Annotated in this window: 16 protein-coding genes and 1 tRNA gene; 7 read left to right on the top strand and 10 right to left on the bottom strand. The window is 69.7% G+C overall.

The genetic code is table 11. From position 1 onward, the window contains the following. The first annotated feature begins 37 nt into the window (after positions 1-37). The 4 genes from KPB06_RS31390 to KPB06_RS31375 are packed head-to-tail and all read left to right on the top strand — an operon-like array spanning position 38 to position 5267. Positions 38-2221, top strand: a complete 2184-nt coding sequence (locus KPB06_RS31390; RefSeq protein ID WP_218828261.1) for a TonB-dependent siderophore receptor — start codon at positions 38-40, stop codon at positions 2219-2221. Further along, on the top strand, positions 2221-2484 hold the full coding sequence (locus KPB06_RS31385) for a hypothetical protein (RefSeq protein ID WP_059640820.1): 264 nt from the start codon (positions 2221-2223) through the stop codon (positions 2482-2484). Before KPB06_RS31390 ends, KPB06_RS31385 begins: the two co-directional genes overlap by 1 nt. 1 nt (position 2485) lies before the next feature. After that, complete coding sequence (locus KPB06_RS31380; RefSeq protein WP_089465716.1) at positions 2486-3997, top strand: PepSY-associated TM helix domain-containing protein; 1512 nt, start codon at positions 2486-2488, stop codon at positions 3995-3997. Positions 3998-4019: 22 nt separating this feature from the next. Continuing rightward, the gene (locus KPB06_RS31375; protein WP_060011880.1) at positions 4020-5267 is read left to right on the top strand and encodes a RhtX/FptX family siderophore transporter; all 1248 of its coding nucleotides are present in this window, start codon (positions 4020-4022) and stop codon (positions 5265-5267) included. A 73-nt stretch (positions 5268-5340) separates the two neighbouring features. Here KPB06_RS31375 and KPB06_RS31370 read toward each other — a convergent pair whose 3' ends face one another. Next, the gene (locus tag KPB06_RS31370; protein ID WP_060011878.1) at positions 5341-6582 is read right to left on the bottom strand and encodes an MFS transporter; all 1242 of its coding nucleotides are present in this window, start codon (positions 6580-6582) and stop codon (positions 5341-5343) included. 139 nt (positions 6583-6721) lie between these two features. Between KPB06_RS31370 and KPB06_RS31365 the strand changes: the two genes are divergently transcribed. Continuing rightward, the gene (locus KPB06_RS31365; RefSeq protein ID WP_089465715.1) at positions 6722-7594 is read left to right on the top strand and encodes a LysR family transcriptional regulator; all 873 of its coding nucleotides are present in this window, start codon (positions 6722-6724) and stop codon (positions 7592-7594) included. A 74-nt stretch (positions 7595-7668) separates the two neighbouring features. Here the strand turns inward: KPB06_RS31365 and KPB06_RS31360 are convergent. Further along, a tRNA-Leu gene (locus KPB06_RS31360) sits at positions 7669-7753 on the bottom strand. 144 nt (positions 7754-7897) lie between these two features. On the opposite strand from KPB06_RS31360, the gene KPB06_RS31355 reads away from it, so the two are divergent. Beyond that, a complete protein-coding gene (locus KPB06_RS31355; protein ID WP_059584494.1) occupies positions 7898-9211 on the top strand; it encodes a leucine-rich repeat-containing protein kinase family protein in 1314 nt (437 codons plus the stop codon). Positions 9212-9225: 14 nt separating this feature from the next. On the opposite strand, the gene KPB06_RS31350 is transcribed toward KPB06_RS31355, so the two are convergent. From KPB06_RS31350 to KPB06_RS31315, 8 genes are all read right to left on the bottom strand, one after another. Then, a complete protein-coding gene (locus KPB06_RS31350; protein WP_059584495.1) occupies positions 9226-9855 on the bottom strand; it encodes a LysE family translocator in 630 nt (209 codons plus the stop codon). A gap of 98 nt (positions 9856-9953) precedes the next feature. Next, positions 9954-10127 (bottom strand): hypothetical protein, encoded by a 174-nt coding sequence (locus KPB06_RS31345; RefSeq protein ID WP_164725533.1) that lies wholly within the window; start codon positions 10125-10127, stop codon positions 9954-9956. Positions 10128-10158: 31 nt separating this feature from the next. Next, positions 10159-10602 (bottom strand): copper chaperone PCu(A)C, encoded by a 444-nt coding sequence (locus tag KPB06_RS31340; RefSeq protein ID WP_059584498.1) that lies wholly within the window; start codon positions 10600-10602, stop codon positions 10159-10161. 92 nt (positions 10603-10694) lie between these two features. Beyond that, the gene (locus tag KPB06_RS31335; protein WP_059584499.1) at positions 10695-11060 is read right to left on the bottom strand and encodes a copper resistance CopC family protein; all 366 of its coding nucleotides are present in this window, start codon (positions 11058-11060) and stop codon (positions 10695-10697) included. A gap of 293 nt (positions 11061-11353) precedes the next feature. Then, complete coding sequence (locus KPB06_RS31330) at positions 11354-11731, bottom strand: DUF2946 domain-containing protein (RefSeq protein WP_059584501.1); 378 nt, start codon at positions 11729-11731, stop codon at positions 11354-11356. Between the two features lie 92 nt (positions 11732-11823). Beyond that, positions 11824-12318: an SRPBCC family protein gene (locus KPB06_RS31325; protein WP_059585090.1), complete on the bottom strand. Its 495-nt coding sequence runs from the start codon at positions 12316-12318 to the stop codon at positions 11824-11826. A gap of 58 nt (positions 12319-12376) precedes the next feature. Continuing rightward, a complete protein-coding gene (locus KPB06_RS31320) occupies positions 12377-12679 on the bottom strand; it encodes a 2Fe-2S iron-sulfur cluster-binding protein (RefSeq protein ID WP_059584503.1) in 303 nt (100 codons plus the stop codon). Positions 12680-12758: 79 nt separating this feature from the next. Then, on the bottom strand, positions 12759-14663 hold the full coding sequence (locus tag KPB06_RS31315; protein ID WP_059584505.1) for a sigma-54-dependent Fis family transcriptional regulator: 1905 nt from the start codon (positions 14661-14663) through the stop codon (positions 12759-12761). Positions 14664-14847: 184 nt separating this feature from the next. Here KPB06_RS31315 and KPB06_RS31310 point away from each other — a divergent pair, with 184 nt between their 5' ends. After that, a complete protein-coding gene (locus KPB06_RS31310) occupies positions 14848-15123 on the top strand; it encodes a DUF2964 family protein (RefSeq protein ID WP_226291178.1) in 276 nt (91 codons plus the stop codon). Positions 15124-15204 lie beyond the last annotated feature (81 nt).

Below are 15204 nucleotides of genomic sequence, written 5' to 3'. Positions count from 1 at the left end.
GTGAATGCGGTACGAGGTACGGGAACCTGGGAGATCGATGATGAAGGGCGCGCGTGTCGCCCGTTTCGGGCGCTGGCGTCCGTCGCTGTATCTCGGCCTGCTGATCGCCGCGCACCCGGCGGCCGCGTTCGCCGATGCGGCGCCGGCGGGCGGCGCGGAAGTTCGCAAGGAGGAGGCGGGCGCCGCGCCGCCCGCTGCGGGCGAGCTGAAGGCGATTGCGGTGAACGCGTCGCGGGGCGTGGCCGACGATCCGTCGGTGGCGACAGTCGGCAAGATGCCGCTCGCGCTGCGCGAGATTCCGCAGTCGGTCAGTGTGACCACGCGCGAGCGGATCGACCAGCAGAACCTGTTCTCGCTCGACGAGGTGATGCAGCAGTCGGCCGGCGTGACCGTTCAGCCTTACGTGCTGCTCACCACCGCGTACTTCGTTCGCGGCTTCAAGGTCGATTCGTTCGAATTCGACGGCGTGCCGGTCGTGATCGGCGACATGGCGAGCGCGCCGCAGGACATCTCGGTGTACGAGCGCGTGGAAATCCTGCGCGGCGCGAACGGGCTGCTGCACGGCTCGGGCAATCCGGCCGCGACCGTCAACCTCGTGCGCAAGCGTCCGCAATACCAGTTCTCCGCGCATGCGACCGCGAGCGTCGGCAGTTGGGACCGCTATCGCGCGGAAGCCGACATCGGCGGCCCGCTCAATGCGGCCGGCACCGTGCGCAGCCGGCTCGTCGCCGCGTACGAGGATCGCCACTTCTTCTACGACCACGCGAAGCAGGACACGCGTTCGATCTACGGCGTCACCGAAGTCGACGTGACGCGCGACACGCTGCTCACGTTCGGCGCGCAGTACCAGACGACGTCGTCGGTGCCCGACATGTCCGGCGTGCCGATGGCGCGCGACGGGTCGAGCCTCGGCCTGTCGCGCTCGACGTTCCTCGACACCGCGTGGGGCCGCTTCAACTGGGACACGACGCGCGCGTTCGCGTCGGTCGAACAGAAGCTCGGCGCCGGCTGGAAGGCGAAGGTCAGCGGCGAATACCAGAGCGTGCGCTCGGACCTGAAGTACGCGGGTTCGTTCGGGGCGATCGATCCGGCGACGGGCGCCGGCGGCCGGCTGACCGGCGCCGCGTACCGGTTCAGCAGCTACAGCCGCAGCGTCGATGCGAACGTGCAGGGCCCCGTGCATGCGTTCGGGCTCACGCACGACCTGCTGTTCGGCATCACGTATGCGAACAGCAGCAGCGGGCAGATGACGGCGCCGCTGCTCGGCAACGTGGCCGGCACGCCGGTGAACGTGTACCGCTGGAACCCGAGCAGCGTGCCCGAGCCCGGCATCGGGCCGTACCAGCAGTCGCAGCAGAACGACATTTCGCAGAAGGGCGTCTACGGGCTCGGCCGCATCAAGCTCGCGGAACCGGTGACGCTCGTGCTCGGCGGCCGGATGAGCTGGTGGAACCAGGACAGTCTCGGCGCGCACTACAACACCGGCCACCAGTTCACGCCGTACGGCGGGCTGATCTGGGATTTCGCGCGCGACTGGTCGTGGTACGCGAGCTATGCGGAGGTGTTTCAGCCGCAGACCAAGTCGATGTGGGGCGGCGGCATCCTGACGCCGGTGAAGGGGCGCACCTATGAAACCGGCGTGAAGGGCGAACTGGCGGGCGGCAAGCTCGACGTGTCGCTCGCGGCGTTCCGCATCGATCTCGACAACAACCCGCAGGTCGATCTCGCGCATCCGTGCGCGGGGCCGAGCTGCTATTACGTGAACGGCGGCAGCGTGCGCAGCCAGGGCTTCGAATTCGAGGCGAACGGCCGCATCACGCCGTGGTGGAGCGTATGGGCGAGCTACACGTACGACACGATGCGTTATGCGGACAACCTCGCGAACGCGGGCACGTTCGCGCCGCTGCTGAACCCGCGCCACCTGTTCCGGCTGTGGACCAACTACGACCTGCCTTGGCAGGAGCGGCGCTGGAGCATCGGCGGCGGCGTGCAGGTGCAGAGCAGTTATTCGGCGCAGGCGAACGGCGTCACGATGCGCCAGGGCGGCTACGCGCTCGCGAGCGTGCGGCTCGGCTACCGCTACGACAAGCACTGGAGCGCCGCGCTCAACGTCAACAACCTGTTCGACCGGAACTACTACCTGAGCCTGAGCCAGCCGGGCTGGAACAACCGTTACGGGGAACCGCGCAACGTGATGCTGACCGTGCGCGGCCAATTCTGATGGCGTCCGGCTGGGGCGCGCGGGCGGCGATCGCGATCGGCGGCGTGCTGCCGGGTGCGGCCGCGCTCGCGGTGACGCTGGCCCGTCATTACCCCGGCGACGGCCTGAACCGGCTCTATGCGGCCGTGTTGATGACGCTCGTGGCGAGCGTCGCCGCGCTGCTGTGGGTGCTCGTCGCTCCCGGCTGGCGGCAGGCCGCGTGGCGTGCGGGTGCGTGGCTCGCGGTGCTCGTGCCGTGCGCGGTGATCTGGGGAGGGCGCTGACATGGACGCGTCGTCGCGTTCGCGCTGGCGCGCGCTGCATCGCGGCGCCGGCGCGCTGTTCGGCGTGGTGCTGTTCGTCGTGCTGTTCAGCGGCACCTGGAGTCTCGCGTTCGATTCGATGCAGGGCTGGTGGCGGCCGCCATCGGTCGCCGTCGCACGGCCGACGCTGCCGCTCGATGCGCTCGTCGCGCGCGCGGCGGCGCTCGGCGTGGCGTTGCGCGACGCGCGCATCGTGCTGCCGCGGCCGGACGATCCGGCCATCCGCTTCTGCGACGCGCGCCAGACATGCACGCTCGCGCTCGATCCGGCGACCGGCGCGCCGCTGCCCGATACGGGGCGGGCGACCGTGATCGTCACGCTGCACAAGACGTTGTTCGCCGGTTTCCCCGGGCGCATCTTCGTCAGCCTGTGGGGCATCGTGCTGCTCGTGCTCATCGTCGCGGGCGTCGTCGTGCATCGCAAGCGCTGGCCCGACGCGGCGCGCATCCGGCGCGGCAACGGCTTGCGCGTCGCGCTGTTCGACCTGCACGCGTGGATCGGCCTGTGGGGAATGCCGTGGCTCGTGCTGTTCGCGTTCACCGGCGCGTTGTCGGGGCTCGGCGCGCTCGGCACGGTGTCGCTCGCGGGCATCGCGTATCCGGGGCAGCCGCAGCGTGCGTTCGCGGAACTGCTCGGCGGCCCGCCGCCCGTCGAGGCCGGCGGCCCGTGGCGGCATGCGCCCGATCTCGATGCGCTGTTGCGGCGCGACGCGGCGCGCCGGCCGGATTTCCGGCCCGAAGCCGTCGTGCTGCATCGCTGGGGCGATGCGAATGCGCGCGTCGAGATCGCCGGCACGCGCGCGGGCCTGCCGAGCACGGCCGTGTTCGAGCGCCACCTGTACCGCGCGACGGACGGGCAATGGCTCGCCGATGCGACGTCGCGCGGCCGCGGCTTCTGGCTGCGCGCGTTCATCGCGGTACAGCCGCTGCATTTCGCGCAATACGGCTGGGTCGGTGCGGCCGGTGGAGTGCTGCGCGTGCTGCATTTCCTGATGGGGCTCGCCGCGTGCGCGCTGTGCGCGACGGGGCTGCATCTGTGGATCGAGCGGCGGCGCGCGCAGCGCGATCGCTCGGCGCACGTGCTGGCTGCCGCCGCGGTCGGTGTGTGCGGCGGGCTCGTGCTCGCCGGCGGCGCGCTGCTGTTCGCCGGCCGTGCGTTGCCCGACGGCGTGCACGTCGATCATGCGCTCGCGCTGCTGTTCTGGGCCGTGTGGGGCGGCGCGATTGCGCTCGCCGCGTGTGTCGCCGATCGCGCGGCATGGCTGCGTGTGCTGATGCGTGCGGCCGGCGCCGCCTACGCGCTCGCCGGCGCGACCCATTGCGCGCTCGCGCTGCTGGGCGTGGGCAGACTCGTGTACTGGCCGATCGACCTGGCGCTCGTCGCATTCGGCGCGTTGCTGCTGCGGGCGGCGCGCCGTCCGCGGCGCGACGCGATGCAGCCGGCGCGCATGCCGGCCGGCGCCGAACCTTTTTAACCTCATGCAACTGGAGACTCCGATGCGCGATATGCTCGAACATCGCCGCCTGGTCATCACGATCACGCTGCTGTACCTGTCACAGGGCATCCCGATCGGCATCGCGATGGACGCGATGCCGACGCTGCTGCGCCACGACGGCGCGCCGCTTCACGCACTCGCGTTCCTGCCGCTCGTCGGCCTGCCGTGGGTCGTGAAATTCCTGTGGGCGCCGGTCGTCGACAACCGCTGGTCGCCCCGCATCGGCCGCCGGCGCAGCTGGATGCTGCCGATGCAGACGATCGTCGTGCTGTGTCTCGTCAGCCTCGCGCAGATCGGGATGACGGTCGCGACGGCGGGCTGGGCGGTCGGGCTGCTGGCCGTCGCGTCGTTCGCGAGCGCGACGCAGGACATCGCGAACGACGGCATGGCCGCCGAGCATTTCAGCGGCGACGCGCTCGCGAGGATCAACGCGATCCAGATCGCGGGCGTGATGATCGGCTTCTTCGGCGGCGGCGCGGGCACGTTGACGCTGATCGGCCTGTTCGGCCAGTCAACCGCGTTTCTCGCGCTGGCGGCCGTCCCGCTCGCGAGCCTCGTCTGCGTGCTGTGGCTCTTGCCGCGCGACGCGGATCGTGCCCGCGCCCGGCCCGAACACGCGGCGAGCCTCGTGCGCTTCGCGAAGCGGCCGCGCTCGTGGTCGCTGCTGTCGCTCGCGCTGCTGTCGGCGATGACGGCCGTATCGGGCTTCGGCCTGTCGAAGCTGTTCCTCAACGACGCGGGCTGGTCGCTCGACGCGATCGGCAAACTCGGGATGGCCGGCGGTGTCGTGACGGTCGTGCTCGGATGCGGCGGCGGCGCGTGGCTCGTCAGGGCGCTCGGCCTGTGGCGCGCGTTTACGGCCGGCGTGAGCTGCGCGGGCGCGGCGGCGCTGCTGTGGTTCGCGCAGGCGAGCGGGTGGCTGCCGGTGTCGCCGTCGTGGGCATGGCTCTGCACGGTGCTCGGCTCGCTGGCGACGGGCATCACGTCCGTGTCGATCATGACGGCCGGCATGCGCTTCGCGGGCGGCAGCGATCAGGCCGGCACCGACGTGACGGCCGTGCAGAGCACGCGCGATCTCGGCGAGCTGATCGCGTCGTCGACGATCCTGTCGCTGACCGCGAAGGTCGGTTATACGGGCGGGTTTCTCACCGGCGTCGCGCTGGCGGTGCTGGCGGCGCTGATCGCGATGAAGCTGCGGCGGCGCGAGGCCGCGTATGCGATGAAGGGGGACGATGCGCTGGTGTCGTGACGGCTGCGCGGCCGGCGCACGGTGCGGGGTGCGGGGTGCGCACCGTGCCGTAGTGCGCCACATCGCGTGTGGCTCAAGCGCGGCTCAAGCGCCGCGCCGCCAGCAATGCGATGACGAGCAGCACCGCGACATACGCGGCGACACCCGCCCACGCGCCGTGTTGCCAGAACGCGCCGCCGACCGAGCCGAGCACGCTCGACCCGACATAGTAGGCGAGCAGATACAGCGAAGCCGCATGCCCCTTCGCGGCGCCCGCGAGCGCGCCGACCCAGCCGCTCGCCACCGAATGGGCGACGAAGAAGCCGATCGTCACGAGCACGATGCCGACGACGATCGCGACGAGCGAATGCGACAGCGTCAGCGCGAGGCCCGCCGCGAACACGACGATGCCGCTCACCAGCACCGGCGCGCGCCCGAGGCGATCGGCGAGCGCGCCGGCGCTCGATGACGACACCATGCCGAACAGGTACGCGCCGAAGATCAGCCCGCACGCGGTCGGGCTCAGGTTGAACGGCGCGGCCATGAGCCGGAATCCGGCGTAGTTGTAGATCGTCACGAACGCGCCCATCACGAGGAAGCCGATCGAGAACACGAACGGCAGGCGTGCGTGGCGCAATTGCGCGTGCCACAGCCGCAGGTGGTGACGCAGCGTCAGGTCGGTGCGCTTCACGAAGCGTCGCGACGCCGGCAGCAGCATCACGAATGCGAGCGCCGCGAGCAGATCGACGACGCCGATCGACAGCATCGCCGTACGCCACGAGAAGTGCTCCTCGAGCGCGCTCATCCCGATCCGTCCGATCATGCCGCCGAACGCGGTGCCGCCGACATAGAGCCCCATCGACAGGCCGAGCCCGTCGGCGGCGATTTCTTCCGCGAGATAGGCCATCGCCACCGCCGGCACGCCGCCGAGCGCGAAGCCTTCGAGCGCACGACAGAGCAGCAGCAGGTGCCAGCTCGGCGACCACGCGGCGAGCAGGTTGAACAGCGCGGCCAGCGTCATCGACGCGAACATCAGCCCGCGCCGCCCGACCCGTTCGGACAGCGCGCCCGCGCACAGGATCGACACCGCGAGCATTCCGGTCGACAGCGATAGCGACAGCGAACTCGACGCCGCGCCGACGTTGAACTCGCGTGCAAAGGCGGGAAGCAGCGGCTGCACGCAGTACAGCAGCGAGAAAGTGGCAAAGCCGGCGAGGAACAGCGCGAACGCGATGCGCTTGTACGCGGCCGAGCGCGGGGATACGCCGGCCGGCAGCGCATCGGGCGTGGTGTTCTGCGTGCCGGGCATGGAGCGGGAAATCGAAGCGGAGGACATGAGGGCACTCGATGTGCGACGGAATACACGAATTCTTGCGCACGGTCATATATATGTCCAATATATGAAACGAACCGCAGCAATATGTTTTAACACTGGCTGGCAGGCCAGCCCGACTCATCGCGAGGTCACGTCACGCATGGAACTCCGGCATCTGCGCTACTTTCTGGCCGTCGCGGCCGCGTCGAATTTCACGAAGGCCGCCGAAGCGCTCGGCATCGGCCAGCCGCCGTTGAGCCAGCAGATCAAGGCGCTCGAAAACGAGCTCGGCGTGGAACTGTTCAAACGCACCGCGCGCGGCGCCGAGCTGACGCTGGCGGGCGAAGTTTTCGCGGAAGAGGCGCGGCGCGTGCTCGACGATGCCGAGCGCGCGGCACGGGCGGCCCGGCGCGCCGCGCGCGGGGAAACCGGCCATCTGCGCGTCGGCTTCACCGGGACGGCCGCGTTCAATCCGAAAGTGTCGGGTCTGATTCGCCGCTTTCGCGAGGCGTTTCCGGATGCGGAACTGACGTTGCAGGAAGCGACGTCCGGTGTGCTGCTGGAGGCGCTGGAGGCCGGGCGCCTCGACGTCGCGATCGTGCGGCCGGAGCGCCGTGTCGCCGCGACGCTGCGGGTATCCGATTGGGACGAGGAGCCGATGTTCGTCGCGCTGCCCGTCGCGCACCGGCTGGCGCAGCGGCGGCGCGTCGAACTGGCGGAACTCGCCGACGAGTCGTTCGTGCAGGTGCCGCGCGCGGCCGGCGCCGCGCTGTTCGACGATATCGTCGCGGCGTGCAAGGCTGCCGGGTTCGAGCCGCGCATGGGGCAACCGGCGCCGCAGATCGCGTCCGCGGTGACGCTGGTGGCGGCTGGCCTCGGCGTGTCGGTCGTGCCGAAGGCGATTACGCAGGTGCAGGTGCCCGGGGTCGTATACCGGCCGTTCGCGGGCAACCGGTTTCGCGCGAGGCTCGCCATTGCGTCGCGGTGCGACGAGCCGTCCGCGGTGGTGCGGAATTTTCTGCTGCTCGCGTAGCGGGCAACAAAAAACCCGCGAAGCCGTGTGCTGTCGCGGGTTTCGGAAATGCGGGAATGCGAGGAAAACGCATCTGGTGCCGACGGCGAGACTCGAACTCGCACAGCTTTCGCCACTACCCCCTCAAGATAGCGTGTCTACCAATTTCACCACGTCGGCACTGCAAGGGGCGCAATTCTAACGTCACATCGCGCGTTTGTGAAGGGGGTATGGCAAGGTCGTGTACGGGCGCCCGATCGATCCCGGTAGAATTCATCCGATCGACCCGACGGGTCCCCGCAACCGCCACCCGTTTTTCTCCCCGTGACCCACACCCTCGAACAACTGCAGGCCGGACAACTGTCGGGCGCGCGGCAACTGAAGCTCGCGTGCGGACTGACCGAATTTCCGCGCGAGATCTTCGATCTGGCCGATACGCTCGAAGTGCTCGACCTGACCGGCAATGCGCTGTCCGCGCTGCCGGACGACCTGCCGCGGCTGCATCGGCTGCGCATCCTGTTCGCGTCGGGCAACCGCTTCACCGCGTTCCCCGACGTGCTCGGCGCGTGCGATCGGCTCGACATGATCGGCTTCAAGGCGAACCGGATCCGCACCGTGCCGCGCGGCGCGCTGCCGCGTGCGCTGCGCTGGCTGATCCTGACCGACAACGCGATCGACGAACTGCCGGCCGATATCGGCGACTGTGCGCGCTTGCAGAAGCTCATGCTGGCCGGCAACCAGTTGCGTGCGCTACCCGTGGAAATGGCCGCCTGCCGCGCGCTGGAACTGGTGCGCCTGTCGGCGAACCGGCTCGACGCGTTGCCCGAGTGGCTGCCGCGCCTGCCGCGTCTCGCATGGCTTGCGGTGGCCGGCAATCCGTTCGGCGCGGCGCCGGAGGCCGCGGCGTCCGCCGGGCCGGACGTCGCGGAGATCGACTGGGCCGCGCTGTCGTGCGAACAGGAACTGGGCGAGGGCGCGTCGGGTGTCATTTATCGCGCGCAATGGCGTGCGGACGGCCATCCGCCACGGACGGTCGCGGTGAAGCTGTTCAAGGGTGCGGTGACGAGCGACGGCCTGCCCGATTGCGAAATGGCCGCGTGCCTGCATGCCGGCCGCCACCCGAACCTGATTCCGGTGATCGGCAAGGTGCGCGGGCATCCGGACGGCACGCACGGCCTCGTGATGGAGCGGGTCGATCCTGCGCTGACGAACCTCGCCGGGCCGCCGAGCTTCGCGTCGTGCACGCGTGACGTCTATGCCGCCGATGCGACATTCGATCCGGCGCAAGCGCTGCGGATCGCGCACGGCATCGCGTCGGCGGCCGGCCATCTGCACGCGCGCGGCATCATGCATGGCGACCTGTATGCGCACAACATCCTGCACGACGGCTCGGGCGGCGCGCTGCTCGGGGATTTCGGGGCGGCTTCGCTGTACGACGTGAACGAGCGCACGCGCGGCGCAAGGTTCGAGCGGCTCGAAGTGCGCGCGTTCGGCTATCTGCTCGGCGAATTGCTCGAACGCTGCGAATCGCGCACCGGCGCGCTCGACGCGCTGGCGGCGGCGTGCGTGAACGAGGACGTCGATGCGCGGCCGTCGTTCGACGAGATCACGGCCGCGCTGGCCGCTCGGATGCGCTGACGGAGGGCGCCGGCTTACGCGTGCCGCGCGGTCAGCAGCTTGATGCCGAGCCCGACGAACAGCAGCCCGCTCGCGCGCTTGAGCGCGCGCACCGCGCGGCTCATGCCGACACCGCGATGCAGGCGGCGCACGCCGGCCGAATAGACGCTGTGAACGACCACGACCATGCAGGCGATCGTCGCGTACATCACGACGAACTGCAGCGCGAGCGGGCGGTCGTGCACGATGAACTGCGGCATGAACGCGGACAGGAAGATCATCGTCTTCGGATTGCTGCCCGACACGAGCAGCGCTTCGCGGAACAGCTTCCGGCGATCGGGCACGGCGATCTCCGCGGCGTTGCTCGATGTGCTGGCGCGGCGGTCGCCGCGCAACTGCCGGACACCCAGGAAGATCAGGTACGCGGCGCCGATCACCTTCATCGCGACGAATAGCGGCGGCATCGCGGCCAGCACCGCGCCGACGCCGAGCGCGACGAGCAGCACGACCACGCCCTGCGCGACGAGGTTGCCGGCGATCGTCGCGGCGGTGCCGTGCGCGCCGTAGCGCACCGTGTTGCGGATCACGAGCAGCACGTTGGGCCCCGGCGACAGCGTCGTGGCGAGATAGGCGGCGGCAAACAACATCCAGGTCTGAATGGACATGCGGCGCTCCGAGAGGCGGTTCCGGCGGTTGGGGTGAAGCGATGGTGCCACGCCAATAATGGCGCGCGCCGCCGCCGGAACCGTGCGGTCGCCGCGCGTCAGCGCGCGTCGCGCATGCAGTACGCGGGAATCGACGGCGGCGTGTCGATCGCGGCCGGCCGCGTCATCCACGCGATCCACGCGGCCCATGACCCACAGGCGATCAGTACCGCGACATTCAGCGGCGTGCGGTAGCGGACGATCAGGTCGGCCAGCGGCAAGCGGTTTTTCATCAGCATCTCCTTCTGTCGTGAGCCGGCGGCGTTACTGGCCGGCGTAGGTCGGCGCCTTCGCGTCGCAGGTCACGGACACGGTCGAGCCGTCCGCGAAATGCAGCCGGACCGGCACCTTCGCGCCAGGCGCCACGGCCTGGCGCGGCTCCTCCAGCATCACGTGATAGCTCTTCGGCTTGAACGTCAGCGTGCCATGCGCGGGTACGACCACCGAGTCGACGTGAACCATCTTCGCGGTGCTGCCGCTCGTCCGCGTTTCATGCACCATCGCCATCCCGTATGCGGGCGTGTCGATACCGGTCAGCGTCGCGGGTGCGTCGCCGTCGTTCTTCAGCGTGAAGTAGCCGGAGGACGGCACCGTCGCCGGCATCGTGCGGATCCAGCAGGCGTCGGCCTGGATGGCCGGCGCGGCGAACGTGGCGGACGCGTGCAGCGCCAGCGCCGCGAGCAGGCCGGTCGGAATCGAGTGTTTCATCGTGTGTTCTCCTTGTCGGGTGCGATGCCGAGGGCATCGATGCGAATGCGCCCGGCATCGAGCGCCGACGCGCATCGCGTGGGTGACATGCGTTACTTCAGCGTGAATGCGTAGCGGCCGTGCGTGCGATGGCCGTCGCTGGCCACCGCGATCCACGCGACGGTGTAGGTGCCGGGCTTCAGGCTCGTCAGCGCGACGCGCATCCGCTTCCGGTTGCCGCCATCGACGGCCGACTTCCCGTCGACGACCGACTGCCCGTGGCTGTCGGTCACGGCGATCGAGCTGAACGCCGGCTCGAGCGTCTCGCCAAAATCGATCGTGACCGCGTGCGGCGCGCTCGACAGCGTGGCGTTGGGGGCCGGGTCCTGCGTTTTCGGAAGCGCATGCGCATGGGCGGCGTGGATGATGACGAAGCCGAGCGCGGCGAGTGCGCCGCGAGCGAAAGTGGCGGTTTTCATGGGTGGATGAGCGAGTGACGAATCGGATGGAACAGACGGATTCGACGGACGGCTGCGCGCGCGGCATCGCGGCCGGTGGCGGTCGGTACGGACGTGCGCGGCCGGACATTCGCATGCGCGCGAATGCAGGCGCGGCCATCCGGGCCACAGACGGCCAACCATGCGCCCGGCACGACGCCGCGCGCAGCAGGGTGACACATGATGATCGTCCTTCGAAACGTGACATGTCGCGCACGCAGGCGGCGTGCGCGGGCTGCGCGATGCGCTGCGGCATCACGCGCAATGACGACGGATCAGGACGGGAACGGCGGAGCGCGCGGTTGCGCGGCCGTGAGCGGCAGCGCGCGGCGCAGGCTTTCGAAGCGGGTTGCCGCGCGATGCGCGATCGCGTGCACGTGGGCCGCGAACGTCAACTCGGGCGCGGGCAGCGCGGGCGTATGGGCAAGCAGGCTGCAGTAGCCGCATGCCTGGAGATGGGCCTGCAGATTTTTCGTCGACGCGTCGGCGGAGCGGTCACCAGCGGCCGGCGCGGCCGAACAGTAGCCGGCCAGCAGTGCGTCGACGCGCCCTTGCGTGGTCAGCGCCTGCGAGATCGTCGGCGCGAGCGCCGTCATCAGGATGGCGAGCATCCCGATCAGACTGCCGATCTTCCGGAGACGACGACTCAGCATGCGATGCGCGGCGGCGGGTGGACGACGATGGAGCCGATTATGCCACGCACGTCGATTCGCGAGTCGGTCGGCGCGTGCGGCATCGCGGCGCGCTACGCGTGCTTCGCCAGATACTTCGCGATCAGCGTCATCTGCGCGGCCCAGCCCTGGTCGTTCATGTCGCGCGCCGTCGCGCGACGCGCTTCGATCAACTGGTCGAAGCCTGTTTCGGTGACCGTGAGCAGCGTACCGCCGGCTTGCGCCGCGAGCGTGAACGTGACGAGCGTCATCGGCTCGGACGCGTAATCGACATTCGGATCGATCGCGAACGGATGCCAGCGAAACGAGAACAGTCGTTTTGGCTCGATACGATCGACGACGATTTCGAACACGGTGCCAGCGTAGGGCTCCTGCGCCTTGGCGACGTCGTCGTCGACGCGGGTCGGCGTGATGCGGCCGAACAGCGGCTGGCCGGCCTCGAACGGGCCGTCGAACGCGACACCGAACCACTGGCCGAATTCGTCGGAATCGCTGACGGCCGCCCAGACGCGGTCGGGCGGTGCGGCGAGCAGCGTCTGTTTTTCGATGCGATCGGTTGGCTGGGCCATCACGTTCTCCATGCAGGATCGAGCGTTGCAGGACGACGTGCGCGGGCGCACGCCGCGTCTAGTCGAGCATGACCGCGTCGGGCACGTCGAGCACGAGATCCGACGTCGCGACGGCCACGCACGGCAGCGTATAGCCGTCGGCCTTTTCCTCGCGGGAGAGCCCCGGCCATTCGATCGTATAGCGTACGCTGCCGCTGACGATCCGGCAAAGGCAGCTTCGGCACGTGCCGTTGCGGCACGAGCGCGGCAGCGACACGCGCGCGAACGCGGCGGCTTCGAGCACGGTCAGCGAATCGGGCGCGTCGAAGGTTGCGCCGAGCGGGTCGACGCGCACGAGGGGCGGGTGATCTGGATCGGTCATGAATGAAGCGGGCGGTTCGGCGGCATCGCGCCAAGCATACCCGAACCCGCCGGCGGCCGACGGCCGCCCGCCGCGGGTGTCAGTGGCGCCGCAGATACCGGTACACGGTATTGCGCGCGAGGCCGAGCTCGCGCGCGGCCGCCGATACGTTGCCGCCATGCCGCGCGAGCACTGCATCGATCATCGCGGCCTGATGGCTTTGCAGCGTCGTGCCTTCGCGCCTGCCGGCCGACGGGATCGATGTGGCTGCTTCCGGCGTAGCCGGCGCATCGTCGCAGTCGAGCCAGAAGTCGTCGGGCAAATGCGCGAGCGTGATCTCGGCTTCGTCTTCGGCGAGCATGCCGGCCGTGCGCAGCACGTTGGTCATCTGCCGCAGGTTGCCGGGCCAGCGGTGGCGCGCGAACGCGTCGAGCACGTCGGCCGCGAGGCGGCGTGGCATCGGCTCGCTGCGCGCGAGCCGCGCGAGGATCCGTTCGACGAGCGCGGGCAGGTCGGTGCGCGTCGCGAGCGCCGGCAGCGTGACCGCGAGCCCGTTGATCCGGTAGAACAGATCCTCGCGGAACGTGCCCTCCGCGATCATCGCGCGCAGGTCGCGGTGGGTCGCGCACACCACGCGCACGTCGACCGGCACCGCGCGTGCGCCGCCGAGCGGCATCACCGCGCGCTCCTGCAGCACGCGCATCAGCCGCACCTGCTGCGCGAGCGGCATGTCGCCGATCTCGTCGAGAAACAGCGTGCCGCCGTCGGCCTGTGCGATCTTGCCGGGGCTGCCGCGCTTGCGTGCGCCGGTGAACGCGCCGTCTTCATAGCCGAACAGCTCGGCCTCGATCAGCGAATCGGGCAGCGCCGCGCAGTTGACCGCGACGAACGGGCCGTCCGCGCGCGGCGACGCCTGATGCAGCGCGCGGGCGAGCCATTCCTTGCCGGTGCCGGTCTGGCCGAGGATCAGCAGCGGGAGGTCGCGCCCGCGGATCTTCGCGACGCGTTCGAGCACGGCGGCCATGCGCGCGTCGCCGGTGTCGAGCGTCGCGAACGTGATCGCATCGGGGTCCGGTGCGCGCATGCGTGCGGCCGGCGCGGGCGGCGTGACGGCGACGGTCGTTTTCTGCGCTTCCGGGAATTCGCAGCGTGCGAGCACGCGCACGCCGGTCGACAGCGTGAGGCGGAACGTGGCGCCCGGCGCGCGGGCGGCCTGCCGCGCGAGCTCGCCGAAGCGCATGCTGAACAGTGCGTCGCTGGCCTGGTGCTGCAGGGTGTCGAACGACGCGCCGAGCTGAAACTGGGCGCTGCGGTTCGCGGCGATCAGCCTGCCGTCGGCGCCGAATGCGACGAGCCCGGCGAACAGCGAATCGACGCAATCCTCGTGTGCGTGAAAGCGCAGCCGCAGCGCTTCGCCGCACTGGTTCGCGAACAGGTGGTTCTCGATCAGTTGCGCCGACATCCGCACGAGCGCGAGCGTATGCGGGCTGGAGCCGCGCGGGTCGCCGCTCACGTCGAGCGTGCCGAGCGTGCGGCCGAACGGATCGACGATCGGCGCACAGGCGCAGGTGAGGATATGGTTCGCGCGCAGGAAATGTTCGGAACCGTGCACGACGACGGCCTGGCCGGACGCGAGCGCGGTGCCGATCGCGTTCGTGCCGCGCGCGCCTTCGGCCCACGACACGCCGTCGCAGAGCGCGACGCGGTTTGCCTTCTCGATGAAGTCCGCATCGCCGATGCTGTGCAGGATCACGCCGTCGGCGTCGGTCAGCAGCACGAGGCTTTGCGTATCGGCGATCTGCGCGTGGAGGTCCTCCATCACCGGTCGCGCGTGCGAGAACAGCGTGTGATTCGTGTCGAGCAGTTCGCGCAGCGCGACGCGCGACAGCGGCGAGAAATCGGGGCGTTCGTGCGCGCGCAGGCCGACCGCGGTCGAACGCGCATGCGCCTGCGCGAGCAGGTCGGTACGCCCGGCGGTGGCGGGCAGCACGAAGGGTTGCGGCATGGTTTGTCTCCTGTTCCCGGGGCCGCCGGGGCAACCGGATCGGCATCGGCGGCGCAGTGCGGCTCCGCTCGCGGCGCACCATTCGGCGCGCCAGCCGTCCGTCCGGGTACGCATCATCATACAAGCGCCACGTGCGATGCGCGACTGCCAACAAAATCCCCTTGCTTTTAAGCGCCCGCCTGCAATGATGGAAATGGAGCACGCGCGCGCCGTGTTCCGCGGTGCAACATGCATGCGACGCGACATGCATCCGTTCGGGAGACGCATCATGGTTCGGGCGGAACTGAGAGTCGTGCTGGCGGCCATCGCCACTTTCATCATGCTGGGCGGCATTGCCGTGGCGATCCACGGGTTGCTGTTCGATCTGACCGATGCGGTGAGATACGGGGCGGCCGCGATTGCGGTGGGCGTCACGACCGCCGCGATCGCGCTCAACGTCTGGCCGACCGATCCGCACTGACGTCCGTTGGCGAAACAGTGCCGGATGCCGCGCAGATCAGACGAAATGCGCGTCGGAACGACGCACACCGAATTTTTTGTC

The sequence above is a fragment of the Burkholderia semiarida genome, from assembly GCF_029268935.1.
GTDB classification, from domain to species: Bacteria; Pseudomonadota; Gammaproteobacteria; order Burkholderiales; family Burkholderiaceae; genus Burkholderia; species Burkholderia semiarida.
Note: the sequence above shows the minus strand (reverse complement) of the source record. Positions and strands in the feature narration are given on the sequence as shown.